The 15204-nt window shown below is 44.5% G+C and carries 12 protein-coding genes; 9 read left to right on the top strand and 3 right to left on the bottom strand.

Annotation, left to right across the window (positions count from 1 at the left end):
- Positions 1–112 precede the first annotated feature (112 nt).
- The 3 genes from WFI24_RS00225 (at position 113) to WFI24_RS00235 (ending at position 4856) form a co-directional block, all read left to right on the top strand.
- Positions 113–2050 carry a beta-glucoside-specific PTS transporter subunit IIABC gene (locus WFI24_RS00225; protein ID WP_336757866.1) on the top strand — a complete coding sequence of 646 codons (1938 nt, stop codon included), beginning with the start codon at positions 113–115 and terminating at the stop codon, positions 2048–2050.
- A 43-nt stretch (positions 2051–2093) separates the two neighbouring features.
- A complete protein-coding gene (locus WFI24_RS00230; RefSeq protein WP_336757867.1) occupies positions 2094–3560 on the top strand; it encodes a glycoside hydrolase family 1 protein in 1467 nt (488 codons plus the stop codon).
- Between the two features lie 171 nt (positions 3561–3731).
- The gene (locus WFI24_RS00235) at positions 3732–4856 is read left to right on the top strand and encodes a phosphotransferase enzyme family protein (RefSeq protein ID WP_336757869.1); all 1125 of its coding nucleotides are present in this window, start codon (positions 3732–3734) and stop codon (positions 4854–4856) included.
- A gap of 98 nt (positions 4857–4954) precedes the next feature.
- Here the strand turns inward: WFI24_RS00235 and WFI24_RS00240 are convergent, their stop codons facing one another.
- Positions 4955–5806 (bottom strand): AraC family transcriptional regulator, encoded by an 852-nt coding sequence (locus WFI24_RS00240; RefSeq protein WP_442956176.1) that lies wholly within the window; start codon positions 5804–5806, stop codon positions 4955–4957.
- A 176-nt stretch (positions 5807–5982) separates the two neighbouring features.
- Between WFI24_RS00240 and WFI24_RS00245 the strand changes: the two genes are divergently transcribed.
- Complete coding sequence (locus WFI24_RS00245) at positions 5983–7389, top strand: family 4 glycosyl hydrolase (protein WP_336757872.1); 1407 nt, start codon at positions 5983–5985, stop codon at positions 7387–7389.
- An 80-nt stretch (positions 7390–7469) separates the two neighbouring features.
- Here the strand turns inward: WFI24_RS00245 and WFI24_RS00250 are convergent, their stop codons facing one another.
- Positions 7470–8357 carry a LysR family transcriptional regulator gene (locus WFI24_RS00250; RefSeq protein WP_336757874.1) on the bottom strand — a complete coding sequence of 296 codons (888 nt, stop codon included), beginning with the start codon at positions 8355–8357 and terminating at the stop codon, positions 7470–7472.
- 346 nt (positions 8358–8703) lie between these two features.
- On the opposite strand from WFI24_RS00250, the gene WFI24_RS00255 reads away from it, so the two are divergent.
- From WFI24_RS00255 to WFI24_RS00275, 5 genes are all read left to right on the top strand, one after another.
- Positions 8704–9450, top strand: a complete 747-nt coding sequence (locus WFI24_RS00255) for an acetoacetate decarboxylase (RefSeq protein ID WP_336757876.1) — start codon at positions 8704–8706, stop codon at positions 9448–9450.
- Positions 9451–9464: 14 nt separating this feature from the next.
- Positions 9465–10499, top strand: coding sequence for a ketopantoate reductase family protein (locus tag WFI24_RS00260; protein ID WP_336757877.1), 1035 nt, complete (start codon positions 9465–9467; stop codon positions 10497–10499).
- Positions 10500–10690: 191 nt separating this feature from the next.
- Positions 10691–11341 carry a hypothetical protein gene (locus WFI24_RS00265; RefSeq protein ID WP_336757879.1) on the top strand — a complete coding sequence of 217 codons (651 nt, stop codon included), beginning with the start codon at positions 10691–10693 and terminating at the stop codon, positions 11339–11341.
- 359 nt (positions 11342–11700) lie between these two features.
- On the top strand, positions 11701–12978 hold the full coding sequence (gene codB / locus WFI24_RS00270; protein ID WP_336757880.1) for a cytosine permease: 1278 nt from the start codon (positions 11701–11703) through the stop codon (positions 12976–12978).
- Complete coding sequence (locus WFI24_RS00275) at positions 12947–14215, top strand: cytosine deaminase (protein ID WP_336757881.1); 1269 nt, start codon at positions 12947–12949, stop codon at positions 14213–14215. Before codB ends, WFI24_RS00275 begins: the two co-directional genes overlap by 32 nt.
- 208 nt (positions 14216–14423) lie before the next feature.
- Here the strand turns inward: WFI24_RS00275 and WFI24_RS00280 are convergent, their stop codons facing one another.
- Entirely contained in the window at positions 14424–15203 is a 780-nt protein-coding gene (locus WFI24_RS00280) for a Cof-type HAD-IIB family hydrolase (protein WP_336757882.1), read from the bottom strand.
- Between the last annotated feature and the right edge of the window lies 1 nt (position 15204).

Raw genomic sequence — 15204 nt, forward strand, 5'->3', positions numbered from 1 at the left:
AATATGGAGTGTTACTGATTCGATCAGGCACCACCAAATGTTTCCGACTCCGCATCTGCGGCGGGCCGGTATTACATTTGGTTTTTTTTTCGCCAAAAAAGGAGGAAGCAGCATGAATCATCGGGAGTTGTCCAAAGAAATTATCCAGTTAACAGGAGGACAAGAGAATATTACCCAAGCCTGGCATTGCATCACACGGCTTCGTTTCAACGTTCGAGAGCAAAACAAAGTTCAATTGGAACAGATCAAAGCACTCGATGGTGTGCTCGGCGCACAGTTTCAAAACGATCAGTTTCAGGTGGTCATTGGCAACCAGGTTGCAGCCGTATATGAGCAGATCGAGGATCAGATGAAGCAGAGTGGCATATCGAAGCCCGAAACAGACGCGCCACGCTCTAAAGGGATTAATGCTGTTTTGGATACGATCTCCGGCATTTTCACTCCGATTCTGCCTGCCATCGTAGGTACCGGGATGTTAAAGGGGATTCTGGCATTGCTCGTTACACTTGGAGCGATACAGGAGAACAGTGGTGAGTATCAAGTTCTGTCTTCCATCGCAAACGCGGCCTTTTATTTCTTGCCTTTTCTTCTGGCTCTATCATCTGCCCGCAAGTTCAAAGTGAATGAATATATCGCCCTGACGCTTGCAGGAACGTTATTGTATCCTACGATGCTGAATGCGTATCTGGCAAACCAGCTTGAACCGATCCGTTTTCTCTCGCTGCCCGTGTCCATTGTGAATTACACCCAGTCCGTTATTCCCATTATTCTGGGCGTGTGGCTTCTGAGTTATGTACATCGCTGGGTGGATCGTTTTATTCCCGGTCCGGTCAAAGTCATCTTTACCTCGATGATTGTACTAGTCATCACGGTGCCGATTCTATTAATTGCGATTGGCCCCCTAGGGAATTACATGGGCATCTATCTGGAAATGGGCACTTCCTGGCTCTTTGCCCATTCGGGTCCGTTAACCGGCATTATTCTTGGCGGCTTCATGCCTCTGATTGTTATGACGGGAATGCATTATGCGTTCTTCCCAGGCACATTGCAGAATCTGAGCAAACTCGGATATGACGTACTTTTGCTGCCGATCAACCTGATAACCAATATGAGCCAGGCTGGTGCAGTCACGGCTGTTTTCCTCAAGACCAAAGATAAAAGAATGAAATCCATTGCTTTATCCAGTGGTATATCTGCCTTGCTTGGCATTACTGAACCCGCACTGTACGGTGTCACCTTGAAACTGAAAAAACCATTTTACGCTTCACTCATCGGTGGAGCAGCAGGGGGTGGCTTTATTACCGCAGTGGGTCTGAAATGCTTCGGTTTTGCTGTACCAGGATTGCTTTCACTTCCGTTATACATTGGGCCGAATGGTGGCATGTCCAATTTCTGGTATGCATTAATCGGAATTGGCATCAGCTTTAGCGTTTCCTTCGTGGTGACTTTGCTGCTCAAGTGGGATGAGCCAAATGCACACAATTCTGCCATGTCCGACTCAGCACAAACATTAACCGAACAGGAACAGGATACAACCACTGCCTTTTCTCAAGAAACGGTGGCACCTGTCACAGTACATTCCATTGAGGATAAAAAAGGGGAGGTGTTCAGCCCGCTCACTGGTGAATTGGTGCCGCTCGCAGAGCTTCCGGATCAAACGTTTGCCGAGGAATTGACCGGGAAAGGTATTGCCATTCGTCCGCAGGATGGACGTGTTACAGCTCCTTTTGACGGAACCGTCACGTTGGTTGCCAAAAGTAAACATGCGATTATGCTGACATCATCCAGTGGAATCGACATTCTCATTCATGTTGGACTAAACAGTGTGTCGCTCAAAGGGAAATATTTTGACGTGAAGGTTGTTGCCGGACAAGAAGTGAAGAAGGGTGATTGGCTTCTGGAATTTGATATGGAAGGCATCCAGGGTGCGGGTATTGATCTTGTGACACCAGTCATTGTAACCAATACGCCGGATTACCTCGATGTAGTACCTGTTCAGGTGAAGGGGGTGATTCCAATGAATGAATTGCTTCTCCTCACCGTTCGTTGACAGCTTCATGCATACCACATACAAAAAAAAGGAGAGAAATAACATGACAAAAACAATTAAACACTCATTTCCTGAAGGATTTTTATGGGGTGGAGCTACCGCTGCCAATCAGCTCGAAGGTGCATATGACGCAGACGGCAAAGGTCTATCTACCTCAGACATGGCTCCATTCGTTCCACATGAGGAGCGCAATGGCAAGGATTTTACCTTCGACGTGGATTCTGTTCAATTGGAAGAATATCTGAGCGGTAACACCAACGTATATTTCCCGAAACGGAACGGCGTGGATTTCTATCATCGCTACAAAGAAGACATTGCCTTGTTTGCAGAGATGGGTTTCAAAGTGTTTCGTCTTTCGATCGCGTGGACACGGATCTTCCCAACAGGAGAAGAAGCAGTTCCCAATGAAGCTGGTCTTGCCTTCTATGATAACGTGCTTGACGAACTCTTGAAATACGGCATTGAGCCGCTCGTAACGATCTCTCACTACGAGATGCCCGTAGAGTTAACCCGCAAGTACAACGGCTGGGAAAGCCGCGAGATGATCGATCTGTATCTGAAATTTGCCAATACGCTGTTTGACCGTTACAAAGACAAAGTGAAATACTGGATCACCTTCAATGAAATGAACATGATGCTGACAAGTCTGTATACTGGCGGCGGCATTCTGGAAGATAAAATCAAGGGAAACCCGGAGCAAGTGGCTTATCAGGCAACGCATCATCAGTTTGTAGCTAGTGCGCTGGCTGTCAAAAGCGGAAAAGAGAAAATGCCGAATGCACAAATTGGCTGTATGATCTGCCGTCTGGAAACGTATGCTGCTTCTAGTAAACCGGAGGACGTTCTGCAGACGCTGAAGGAAGATCAGATGAACCTGTTCTACCCAGAGGTGCAGGCACGAGGCGAATATCCATCCTATATGCAAAGATATTTTGAGGAAAACGGTATTGAACTGGTTAAAGCTCCTGAGGACGATGCCATTATCCGGGACAATACCGTGGACTTTATTGCTTTCAGTTATTACATGACGTATATCGGAAAATATGATCCCAATGACAACAGCAACTCTGGTATGCTGGTCAGTCAGATCAAAAACCCGCATCTGAAAGCTACCGAATGGGGATGGCCTATCGATCCAATTGGTCTTCGCGTCGCGCTGAACCGATTGTATGATCGTTACCGGATGCCGCTCTTCATCGTTGAGAACGGGCTGGGTGCTATCGACACACCGGAAGAGGACGGGGCAGTGCATGACCCTTATCGCATCAATTACTTGCGCAGCCACATTGAACAGATGAAAGAAGCTGTCGCTGACGGCGTTGAATTGATGGGTTTCACTAGCTGGGGACCTATCGATATCATTAGCTGCTCGACTTCTGAAATGGGCAAACGTTATGGTTTCATTTATGTAGATCAAGACAATGCCGGCAATGGTTCATTGGAAAGAACCCGCAAGGATTCCTTCTACTGGTACAAACAAGTTATTGAAACGAACGGAGAAATCTTGTAATTATACAAAATTCTTACGCCGCCCCTATGGGCGGTTCTTTATTTTACACTAGTAAAATCAGGGATAATTATGTAAACTTGTGATATTCAAACAAGAGGAGTGAATTCAATGTCTAACAAGGTGATTGTGCTTTAGGTTCACAGAAGGATATTTGCGTTACAGGGATTCCTTTTGTGGACATTGCAGTGCGGGAAACCGTCCAAACAATGTTTACTGGAGGAGATTATTATTAATTTTAACGAAGCTGTTAACATTAGCAATACGCATATACTGGCATTGGTATCCGAGCTGTTTGACCTGGAGGGTTACAACATTCAGCTTATTCCGCCTCATGAGGGTGGACGTAATGTTGTTTACACTTGCGAGCAAGAGGGGCGTGAATCGCTAATTCTACGGGTGTCTTTTTTGCCTGACAGAACGCGAGAAGATTACATTGCCGAACTGGAGTATGTCCGGTATTTATTTGAGCACGGTGCAAGTGTCTCGAATGTAGTTAGCTCGAAAAAGGGCTATTTGTTAGAAGAGATCACTTATGATGAGCACACATTCTTTGTCTGTATGTTTGTGAAGGCCACAGGGAAGTTGCTGGTAGAGAACCATTATCAGTACCGTGAAGGGGTTCCACTTACCGAATACTATTATAATAGCGGTAAAGTCCTGGGGAAAATGCATCACATATCGAAAAGTTATACTCCCGTCCATCGCCGGCATCATTTGATTGACAATTACAACGGTAAATATATTGAAAACGTAGTACCTGAACCATTCTCTTTGCTCAAGCAGAAGATGGTCGAGCTTCTGAATACATTAAAAGCTCTGGATACAAATAATGAAACATTCGGTATGATCCATTTTGATTATAACGATGGGAATTACTCGATCGATTTTGATACCGGTCAGATTACCGTGTATGATTTCGATAATTCATGCTTCGGTTGGTATATGTATGATCTGGCTGATCTATGGACGCACGGAGTTGGTTGGGTTCAATTTGAGCCGGATGCGGACAAACGCAAAGTGTTCATGGATCACTATTTCCAAACCGCACTTGCCGGTTATACTTCCGAGACCCGAATCGCAGATGCAATGTTGGAGAAGCTGCCTTTATTTATTCAAGTCACCCTCCTGGAGAATATTTTAGGTCAATTTGAGGAAAAGCAGCGTGCTGGCGAAGAACCGGAAGCTGACGAAGAACTGTTGTATCTCATTAAATGTCTGGAAGAGGATATACCGTACAAAGGATTTTTCCATGAGATGTATTCCACTGAAGCTCCTTTTGAGTATGAGGAACGCTGAAGGGACCTTTACGTAAACCAAACCCTGAATAACCAAGGATTCATCGAGTGTGGAGGCAGCCGGATCGACCGGTTGCCTCTTTGTTTGTCTGCGGCATGTTATTCAAATTTGGAAGGAGGCACGTTGTAAAATTTTTTGAATGCTTTGGAGAACGTAAAGGGATCGGGATAACCCAGAAATCCGGCAATTTGCTGAATCGTATATTTTTTTTCGTACAGATAGTCTCTGGCCCGGTTCATTTTGATCTGATTGATGTATTGCCCCGGTGTAATACCCAGAATTTTCTTGAACAAAGAAATAAAATATTTCTCTGAGACGCCGGCAATGTCTGCAAGCTCATTAACTCGGATGGCACGATGGAGATTCGCATCCACGTAGGGAAACACGTTCTGAAGAACCTCCAAACTTCCTTCGATTTTCCTCGATTTTCGGTCTTTCAGAAACACACCATGATACAGGCCTTGCCTGTGTAATTCAAAAATTTTGGCGATGACGAGAAGCAGAGAGGCTTTCAAGTAAAGTGGACTTCCGGAAGCACCGCTACTCTGCTTGAACCTTCGATAGGACGAAGTGAACAGCGTTGATTCCTCTTGAATCAGATTGCCAGGCACAATGCCCGGGAGTTGAAACTCGCCGAGAATTCGCTTTTGCTCAGCAATGCTAAAATCAAAGTGCATGTATATGAATCGGCACAACTCTCCTGTCATGGAAGCAGTGTAGGGCATATCCGGATAAAAAAACACCACGTCACCCGGTTCTGCCTTATGCTCGATTCCATCGATGGTAATCTGCACGGAGCCTGCTGTAATGAACCACAGATCATAATCGGAATGAGACTTGTGCTCCGTCCAAGTGCTTTCGTGCGTTTGTTCCAAATAAGAGCTCATGCGAAGTGTGATATACTCCGAAAGTTCATCGATTATACTCATATTCACAGTTCCTGCATGCATCTAATCCAAACCATTCCTCTCCACTTTATGACATCCTTTATATTTTACTATCATAACAAAGGTTTTTCTACTTGTTAACAATCGTACTATATGACATGTATTGAAAACTATCACACATTCAGATTCCAGCCCACTCACCTATAATGAACTTATATCGTTACGAGGAGGGGTTATTGATGAATGCTACAAGTACACAGCATCCAAAGGTAGTCGTTATTGGGGCGGGCAGCCTGTTTTTTGGTCGTCAGTCCATCTGGCAGATGGTTCACTCCCCATATTTGAATCAGGGAACGTTGGCTTTGGTAGATACGGACGAGGAAAGGCTCTCGAAAATGGTAACACTAGCGGAAATGGTCGCCAAGGAGAACAACGTTTCCCTAAAGATTGAGGGTTCAGTGGACAGAAGACAGGTGCTTCCGGGAGCCGACTTCGTTGTGCTCAGCTTTGCGGAACAATCGGTTAAATATCGGGGCATCGACTGCCAGGTTTCTCTAAAGTATGGAATTCGCATGTGTTCTGGCGATACGATTGGCCCAGGCGGAATCTTTCGCGCGATGCGGGAACTGCCGGTTATTATGGAATGCGCCAAAGACATTGAGGAGTTGTGTCCGGATGCTTGGGTGATCAATTATATTAACCCGTCTACCGTTCATGGCATCGCATTACATCGATATGCCCCGAAGCTTAAATCGTTTGCGCTGTGCGATAGTCACCATATGCCGCATAAGAAAGCCTATTATGCCGTACGAGCCGGAATCATCGAAAATACGAGCCAGTTCGCCGCAGAAATAGACCAGAAATTCGATTTTCGCATCGCTGGTGTCAATCATTTCACTTGGCTGCTCAAAGCAGAATATGAAGGAAAAAATGTAATGCCCACAATTGCAGAAGCCATGCGTAAGCTGGCGGGTGATGAGAATAACGGCGGCGATCGCGGCGCAAAAGCTCTGTATAACGATGCGATTACCTACGAACTGTATGACATTTTCGGAATCATTCCCACTTGCACCGCGCATACGAAGGAATACGTTCGGTATTGGCAGGGTCTTGGCAAAACTTCGGACACTATTCCATCGTTATCAATCTGGGAGACAGAGGACAGGTATCAGCGCCACGATGAGATGTGGCAGCAGGTCGATGACTTCCTTACAGGAAACATCCCGATTGCCGATTACATGAGCACCTTCGGACCGGATCATGCAACCGATATCATTGAGAATATGGTAGGGAACTTGGGTAAAAAATTCTTCATCAATACGCTCAATCAAGGCGCGGTAACCAATATGAATACGGATTCGTTCCTGGAACTATTATGCGATGTAGATATGGATGGGGTGAAGCCAATCCATGTAGGCGAGATGCCGCGCGGAATTAGAGGTATGCAAGAACTGGTACTGGATACGCATGAGCTTACGGTTGAAGCTGTTCTGGAACAGAGCTACGAGAAGCTGAGAAGGGCGATGCTCACTGACCCGCTCGTGAGTTCCATCAGTGACGCGGACAAGATCATCCATGAATTGTTGGAACTGGAGCGTAAGATGATTCCGGACGTTTGGTACAAGGACAGACTGCAGTATAGCTAAGAATAGATAATGATAAAGACCACGTCGGCTTCCTCAAAGGGCTAACGTGGTCTTTGTTTTTTTATCATTTATCCAGACTTCTACTTGACTTTAAACAAGACAGCATTGTCTTCATAGTACGAAGTGATAAAATCACGAAATTCTCCAACAGCAGGAGATAACCATTTTTGTTTGACCCAGGAGAGGCTAATGGGATATATAGCTGAATCATCAGCAATTTTTACATAACGTAACCCCAGTTTTCTACATACGGAGATTGGAAGTAATGCAACACCCTGATTAAGCCTGATAATTTCAAGCAGCGTATGCGAATCGACCTCGAATGCAAGATTGGGCAGGAAGCCTGCTTTTTCACAGAGCATGGTGGTAAACCGGCTGTACTCCTTATTATCCGCAAGGGAAATGAAGGGCTCATTTGCAACCACACTTAATGAAATGCTTGTCTCTCCACCGTATGCATGATCCGTGGGCACAACCAGAACAATATCCTCCTCAACCAGCACAACACTCTCAATCTCCTCATCCTGAATCGGATGCCCCGTAATCCCCAGATGCATGTCACCTTTCTTCAAACCTGTAATAATTTCACTGCGGGTCCCAATACCCTGATGAAGCTTGGTTTCGGGGGAAGCGTTAATATAGTCACTAATGAGACCTGTGAGGAACCGAGTATTCGTAATTGAGATCCGGATTGTATTGGATATTTGCTGTTCCTCCGCTTTAATTTCCATCTCTGCATTTTCAATTTCAATAAAAATCCTGTTCACATGTTTCAATAAAATTTCACCTGAGGAATTCAATTGAATGTTTCGTCCTCTCCTATGAAATAGGGGGGTACCCAGTTCATCCTCAAGTCTTTTAATCGTCAAGCTTAGGGAAGGTTGAGCGATATTCAATTGTGCAGCTGCCTTGGAGATATGTTCAGTATAGGCAACGGTCTGAAAGTACTTGAGCTGAAGCAATTCCATTCATTCGCACTCCTTATTTATTATGATAAATATATATAGTACTTATTATGTATTATATTAAATTTAAATATTGATGTAGAATTTTTTTGTGAGATACAAATCAAATTTTAAATACCAAAAACCTGACTATATAAGTTGAACTACTCATTTACACAATAACGGAGAGGACAGAAAAAACCTGAAAAAGCGAAGCGTTCGCGTTTATCACCGGATTTTCCCCTTTAGAAAGGGAATCGAAAAATCTGGGGATAACAGCGATTGGAAGGTTGTTCTGTCATCGTAGTGTCAGTGTAAATAATCTTTAGTTCAACTTATATAGAACCAAAACATAAGGTAGGTGTCTTTGATGAAAATCGATGTGAATAACATAGCTAAAAATCTGAATACACCCCTAACGGCCCCGGCATATCCTATGCCACCGTACAAATTCGTTAATCGTGAATACTTGAATATTATTTATCGAACCGATGAAAAAGCGTTACGGGCAGCCGTACCAGAACCACTGGAAATTACGGAACCTTTGGTTAAATTCGAAGTGATGTGGATGCCAGATGTTTCTGGGCTGGGTGCTTATACAGAAGCTGGACAAGTTATCCCTGTGCAATTCAATGGGGAGGAAGGCGATTATGTGCATTCGATGTACGTAGACAATTTCCCCGCGATAGCGAGTGGTCGAGAGCTCACCGCCTATCCGAAAAAACTGGGTGCGCCCAAGTTGTATACCGATTCAGATACACTTGTCGGCACACTTGATTATGGAACGCTGCGTGTAGCCACGGCTACGATGGGCTATAAACACGTGGAGATGGATAAGGAGTTCGCCAAACGTGAAATATGCCGACCTAATTTTATGATTAAGATGGCTACCGACTATACAGGGAATTTAAGAGTATGTGATCTAATCCGCACTCAAATTACGGATATCGAAGTGAAAGAGGCCTGGACAGGACCTGCCCGCCTTCAACTGTTCGAACATGCGTTGGCACCTCTTGCAGATCTGCCTGTGTTGGAAGTTGTGTCCGCTTCTCATATCCTTACCAACCTAACCTTAAACGCAGCACAACCTGTATATAACTACCTGGAAGAGAAATAAGGAGGGAAAATAAAATGAGAATTGCAATTGTAGGAGCAGGATCTTTGGGAACCATCGTAGGTGCATACCTTGCGGATGGGGGACTCGACGTAGAGTTAATCGACGCATATCAAGAACATGTAGATGCTTTAAATCAGACGGGTGCTAAAGTGACGGGTACCACAGAGTTTCAGGCCAAAGTAAAAGCAATTACTCCTGATCAAAAATCAGGACAATATGACCTCGTTTTACTTTTAACGAAACAACTCTACAACGATTCTATCCTTCAGGAATTACTTCCTTTCTTGAAAGAGGACAGTATAGTGTGTTCTTTGCAAAACGGAATTCCGGAAGAAAAAGTGGCATCCATCGTGGGTGAAAAACGTGTTATTGCTGGCTCCGTTGAGTTTGGCGCTACGTTCATTGAACCGGGTGTGTCGAGCCTGACCACCGAGTACACTCAATTTAAGCAATATGCTTTTCAGATTGGTGAATTAAATGGTGAAATCACCGAACGAATTCAGCGCGTGAAGTCGGTGTTGGATCTAGTGGGTGGAACACATATTTCCGATAACCTGGTTGGAACCAAATGGTCCAAATTGCTGATCAATAACGCATTCAGTGGTCTATCCGCTGCATTGAATGGGGAATATGGAGACATTATGGATCATGAAGCCGGCATTGTGAGCGCAGCTCATATTGCGGACGAGACAATTAAAGTGGCTCACGCCAATGGGATCACATTGGTTAAAATGAATGGATTCGATATCGCTTCACTCGAACTGAACAGCGAAGAAGATATCCCTGAACGGGTAAAAACCTTACGTTACGTAATGGAGCCCTCCAGACTGCTCAAAGCAAGTATGCTTCAAGATCTGGAGAAGAACCGCAAAACGGAGATTGATTATATTAACGGGGTTGTTTCAAGCAGAGCAAAAGGTACTGGAATTGCGACACCTTATAATGATTTAGTTGTACAACTGGTCAAATCTGCTGAAGAAACTCAAATCGTTCCTGATTTTGACACGAATATTAAATCTTTTGAAGAACTATTAAGTGCACAACAATAAATTCAATTATTTCAACTGAAAGTCGCTAATATAGCGGCTTTTTTGTTGTATCAGTAAATCTAGTCAGGCTTGATTTTGCGACAGATAGAATATTCTTCGTGGTTTTTGTTTCCTAACATTATACAAAAAGGCGAATTAAATTTGATATAATATAGACTTGCTGGTTATTTTTCTATTAGAAGGAGATTCATATGAGGTACTCTTGGTGGGAATTCGGGTTTTATTTGGTTGTATTGATGTTTGTCTTGTTTATGCAAATAAACGAATATCCTCTATTTCTGATTGTGGGGGTTGTAGTCGTTACCATTCTTATCGCATTTATTAAGCATGTTTTTTATCCTTTAGTATTTGATAAGCGTATAGATCGTTTAGAGTCCTTTTTATCCAAGCAGCAAAATACACCTGGGACATACATTATTTATGTTCTTGCAAACAGACTTGATGATGAGGTAGAACTAGTTATGGAGCAAATTATGCAGAAATATAAGCGAAGAACAACACAAGCACAGTTCAAGGCAGCTTACGGATTATATCGTAAGGATATGTTTGCCATTCGACAAGCTGTACCTCATATCGGCTTATCGGACTACCGTACATATTACGAAACCACTTTACTCTTGGAAGACGGGAATAGTGATGAGGCACGCGAAAGACTTCAATCTATAAAAAAACAGTGGATGCGATCAACATTGCTCGCGGGTATTGAACTCAAAGCAGAAAACCGCGATATCGCTATTCAGCACGCTCATGAAGCACTTAACTCTTCCAGAGGTGTTAATCGTTATGTCTTGTATAAGGAATACGAAAGAGTATTACCAGAAGTTGTTGAACACATATCGTAAACTCGACATTATTATTAACTTGTTTCAGCCACTGGTTAAGGAGGAATGATCAAAAAAATAGCTTGCTGTATAAGGGATTAATAACCTTTGGATAATAATGACATTGACAACTGCAGGTTTTTCCAAAATAATAGGATGTAATTGAATACTGGTACCTTTAATTCAGTCCAGAGAGGCTGGCAAGGGCAGCGGATTTCATAATCACGCGAGAATCAGGGCATATCCCGTAATAGGATGCTCTGTGTCTTCGCGCGGGTTATGATGCAAAAAGAGGCTACTTGTCAGTGTATAACTTGACGAGTAGCCTTTTTTTTCTGCTTTTTTTGGTATCAGATACACTTTATGTTGGGGGTATTCTGATGAGCAAACAAGATCAAGAATTTTCATGGCAAGCCGTGCCGAAAGCGCAAAGAAACCAATTTTGGAAGACGTTATCCGTCATGCTCGGTTTCACATTTTTCTCTGCAAGCATGCTGGCAGGAGGCACATTGGGCGTCAGCTTGACGTTCATGGAGTTCATTGGCATCGTACTTGCAGGCAATTTGGTGCTCGGTATCTATACAGGGGCACTGGCACATATCGCTGCCAAAACGGGCCTGTCCACGCATTTGCTCGCTAAATATGCGTTCGGTGCGAAAGGGTCGTATCTGCCCTCGTTCCTGTTAGGCTTCACTCAGGTTGGATGGTTCGGTGTTGGTGTGGCCATGTTCGCAATCCCGGTTGCCAAAGCCATGGACTGGAACGTGTACCTGCTCATCATCGTGTTCGGACTTGCCATGACAGCATCAGCCATCTTCGGCATGAAGTCACTTGTCATTCTCGGATATATCGCGGTTCCTGCGATTGCCATTCTCGGTGGTTACTCCATGTTCGAAGGGGCAGGTTCGCTGGGTGGTCTGCAAGGGTTGCTTGAATACACGCCGACTCAGTCGCTTACCACGGCGGCAGCATTAACGATCTGTATCGGATCATTTATAAGCGGCGGAACACTGACACCTGATTTTGCGCGGTTTTCCCGGACATCGAAACAGGCAGTTACCGCAACAGTGATTGCATTCTTCCTGGGTAACTCACTCATGTTTCTGTTCGGTGCAGTTGGTGCGATGGCCTATAACCTGGCCGATATCTCAGAGGTCATGTTCCTGCAAGGGTTAATGATCCCGGCAATTATTGTTCTGGGCCTGAATATCTGGACAACGAATGATAATGCACTGTACGCTTCGGGTCTTGGTTTTGCGAACATCACCAAAATTTCAAAGAAATTCTTCGTCATCGTTAACGGCATCGTGGGTACCGTATTCGCCATGTGGATGTACAACAACTTCGTCAGTTTCCTGAACGTACTGGGCGCGGCGGTACCGTCCATCGGGGCTATTATTATCGCAGATTACTTCATTGTGAAACGTAGAAACTATAAGCCATTTGCCGACATGTCATTCAAAAATGTAAACTGGGTAGCGATGGTGGCTTGGGCCATCGGCGTGGCATTCGCCCAACTGGCTCCTGGCGTAACACCATTGAACGCACTGCTTGGTACAGCAGTGGCCTATATCGTCTTGATGCTGATTGTTCCTGCCAAAGAAACTAAAGAAATGGGGAAAATAAATGATTATACAGAACGCAAAATTGCGGGGTAAAGAAGGACTATGGAATATCGTTGTAAAAGAAGGCAAGTTCGAACGAATCACACAATCGTTGGAAGTGACCGAAAACGAGGAAATCCTGGATGTCAACGGATCACTTGTGCTGCCACCTTTCATTGAGCCACATATTCATCTCGATACAACGCTAACCGCAGGCGAGCCAGAATGGAATCTAAGCGGAACGCTGTTTGAAGGCATCCAGCGCTGGTCAGAGCGCAAGGCTTTCTTGACACATGAGGATGTGAAAACACGCTCCAAAACGGCACTCAAGTGGCAATTGGCACAGGGCATCCAGCATGTACGAACACATGTGGACGTTACCGATCCAAGCTTGATTGCTGTTAAAGCAATGCTTGAAGTGAAAGAAGAGATGGCTCCATATATGGACATCCAGCTTGTTGCTTTTCCACAGGAAGGCATTCACTCTTATCCAAACGGGGCAGAATTACTGGAAGAGTCACTGAAAATGGGCGTTGACGTGGTCGGCGGCATTCCACACTTCGAATTCACACGGGAATACGGCGTTGATTCAATGAAAGTTGCGTTTGATCTGGCTGAAAAATACGACCGTCTGATCGATATCCATTGTGATGAAATCGATGACGAGCAATCCCGTTTTGTTGAAGTTGTTGCCAAGGAAGCTTACGAACGTGGACTGGGTTCACGCACAACGGCAAGTCATACAACCGCGATGGGGTCCTATAATGACGCTTATACGTACAAGTTATTCCGTTTGCTGAAGATGGCTGATTTGAACTTTGTCTCTAATCCATTGGTCAACATTCACCTGCAAGGACGATTCGACACATATCCGAAAAGAAGAGGGCTGACGCGTGTCAAAGAGTTGCAGGAAGCAGGTCTGAATGTGTGCTTTGGTCACGATGACATCTTCGATCCTTGGTATCCGCTCGGTACAGGCAACATGCTGCAAGTACTGCACATGGGGATTCATGCTTCGCAGTTGCTTGGTTACGACCAGATCGTGAATTCAATTGACCTCATTACGAAAAACAGCGCAAGAACGTTACACATTGAGGATGTATACGGCATTAAAGAAGGTAAACCTGCTAACTTCATCGTACTTGAAGCAGAGAATGAATATGAGGCTGTTCGCAAACAAGCCGGCGTACTTTATTCCTACAGAGGCGGTCGTAAAATTGCGGAATCCAAGCCGCGGGACACGTCCATCATCTTTGAGGGTGGTTCAGAGAAGGTTACTTTCAATAAATAATGAAGAAGAACTAATCCCATTAAAAGTCGCTATTTAAGCGGCTTTTTTTGCTTTTTCACCTTTTATACCGCCTGGCCTATACGATGTATTTTATAAGGAACATGAAAGGTGTCAACATACAAATAAAAAAACCTCCCTATGTTTATAGAGGAGGTCTTTGTGTACTCATATTTTTGCCACAGAGAGTAGAGTACTGCTGCTTGTTTTTTTACAACAATCCAGCCCATTTCAGACCATGCCAGATCCCATCCTGCTCTGCACTTGCTGTAACATGAGATGCCAGTAGTTGAAGTGAATGAGGGGCGTTGCCCATGGCAATGCTGCAGCCTGCATAACGGAACATCTCCAGATCATTGAAGTTATCGCCAAAAGCATACACCTGTTCAGGGGAGAATCCCAAGCGGTCTGCGAGTCGGGAAACCCCTTCGGCTTTGGAGCCTCCGGCGGGTAGAACGTCCATGGACAACGGATGCCAGCGTACAAAGTGGAGATCACGAAACCTTTCACGGTATACCGTTTCCTCATCTGAGGAGCAGAATAACATCGTCTGATAGATGAGTTTATTTGTACAAAAGCTTTTGCTAAACCCAGGATACGTGACACCAAGCGAAGTTAGACAAAGGTCTACATGCGGATGATATTCTTGACTGCAGCTCATCTGTGAATGATCCAGATAAACGAGTGGATGTTCCGACAACTCAGCGAATGCAGACAATTGCTTCAAAGCTTCCGAACGGATGGGATTACTGTGAATGAGTTCTCCTTGATGCATCACATATTGTCCATTGAAACTAACATAAGACTCCAGCTCCAGTTCAAGCCGAACCTGTTCCAACATAAAAGGAGATCGCCCTGAAGCTAAAGCGACCACATGTCCGGCTTGCTTTAACGCAAGAACGGCTTGTTTCGCGGAAGCGGGAATTCGATTATGGCGGTCGAGCAGCGTACCATCAATGTCAAAGAAAATCAGTTTTGGGCTTTGAGTCATA

This window comes from Paenibacillus sp. USHLN196, from assembly GCF_037144955.1.
Lineage (GTDB): Bacteria > Bacillota > Bacilli > Paenibacillales > Paenibacillaceae > Paenibacillus > Paenibacillus xylanexedens_C.

Coding starts and splice junctions, on each gene's coding strand:
- codB (WP_336757880.1), top strand. CDS start 11,701: ATGAGCAAACAAGATCAAGAATTTTCATGGCAAGCCGTGCCGAAAGCG.
- WFI24_RS00230 (WP_336757867.1), top strand. CDS start 2,094: ATGACAAAAACAATTAAACACTCATTTCCTGAAGGATTTTTATGGGGT.
- WFI24_RS00225 (WP_336757866.1), top strand. CDS start 113: ATGAATCATCGGGAGTTGTCCAAAGAAATTATCCAGTTAACAGGAGGA.
- WFI24_RS00250 (WP_336757874.1), bottom strand. CDS start 8,357: ATGGAATTGCTTCAGCTCAAGTACTTTCAGACCGTTGCCTATACTGAA.
- WFI24_RS00240 (WP_442956176.1), bottom strand. CDS start 5,806: ATGCATGCAGGAACTGTGAATATGAGTATAATCGATGAACTTTCGGAG.
- WFI24_RS00255 (WP_336757876.1), top strand. CDS start 8,704: ATGAAAATCGATGTGAATAACATAGCTAAAAATCTGAATACACCCCTA.
- WFI24_RS00260 (WP_336757877.1), top strand. CDS start 9,465: ATGAGAATTGCAATTGTAGGAGCAGGATCTTTGGGAACCATCGTAGGT.
- WFI24_RS00280 (WP_336757882.1), bottom strand. CDS start 15,203: ATGACTCAAAGCCCAAAACTGATTTTCTTTGACATTGATGGTACGCTG.
- WFI24_RS00275 (WP_336757881.1), top strand. CDS start 12,947: ATGATTATACAGAACGCAAAATTGCGGGGTAAAGAAGGACTATGGAAT.
- WFI24_RS00245 (WP_336757872.1), top strand. CDS start 5,983: ATGAATGCTACAAGTACACAGCATCCAAAGGTAGTCGTTATTGGGGCG.
- WFI24_RS00265 (WP_336757879.1), top strand. CDS start 10,691: ATGAGGTACTCTTGGTGGGAATTCGGGTTTTATTTGGTTGTATTGATG.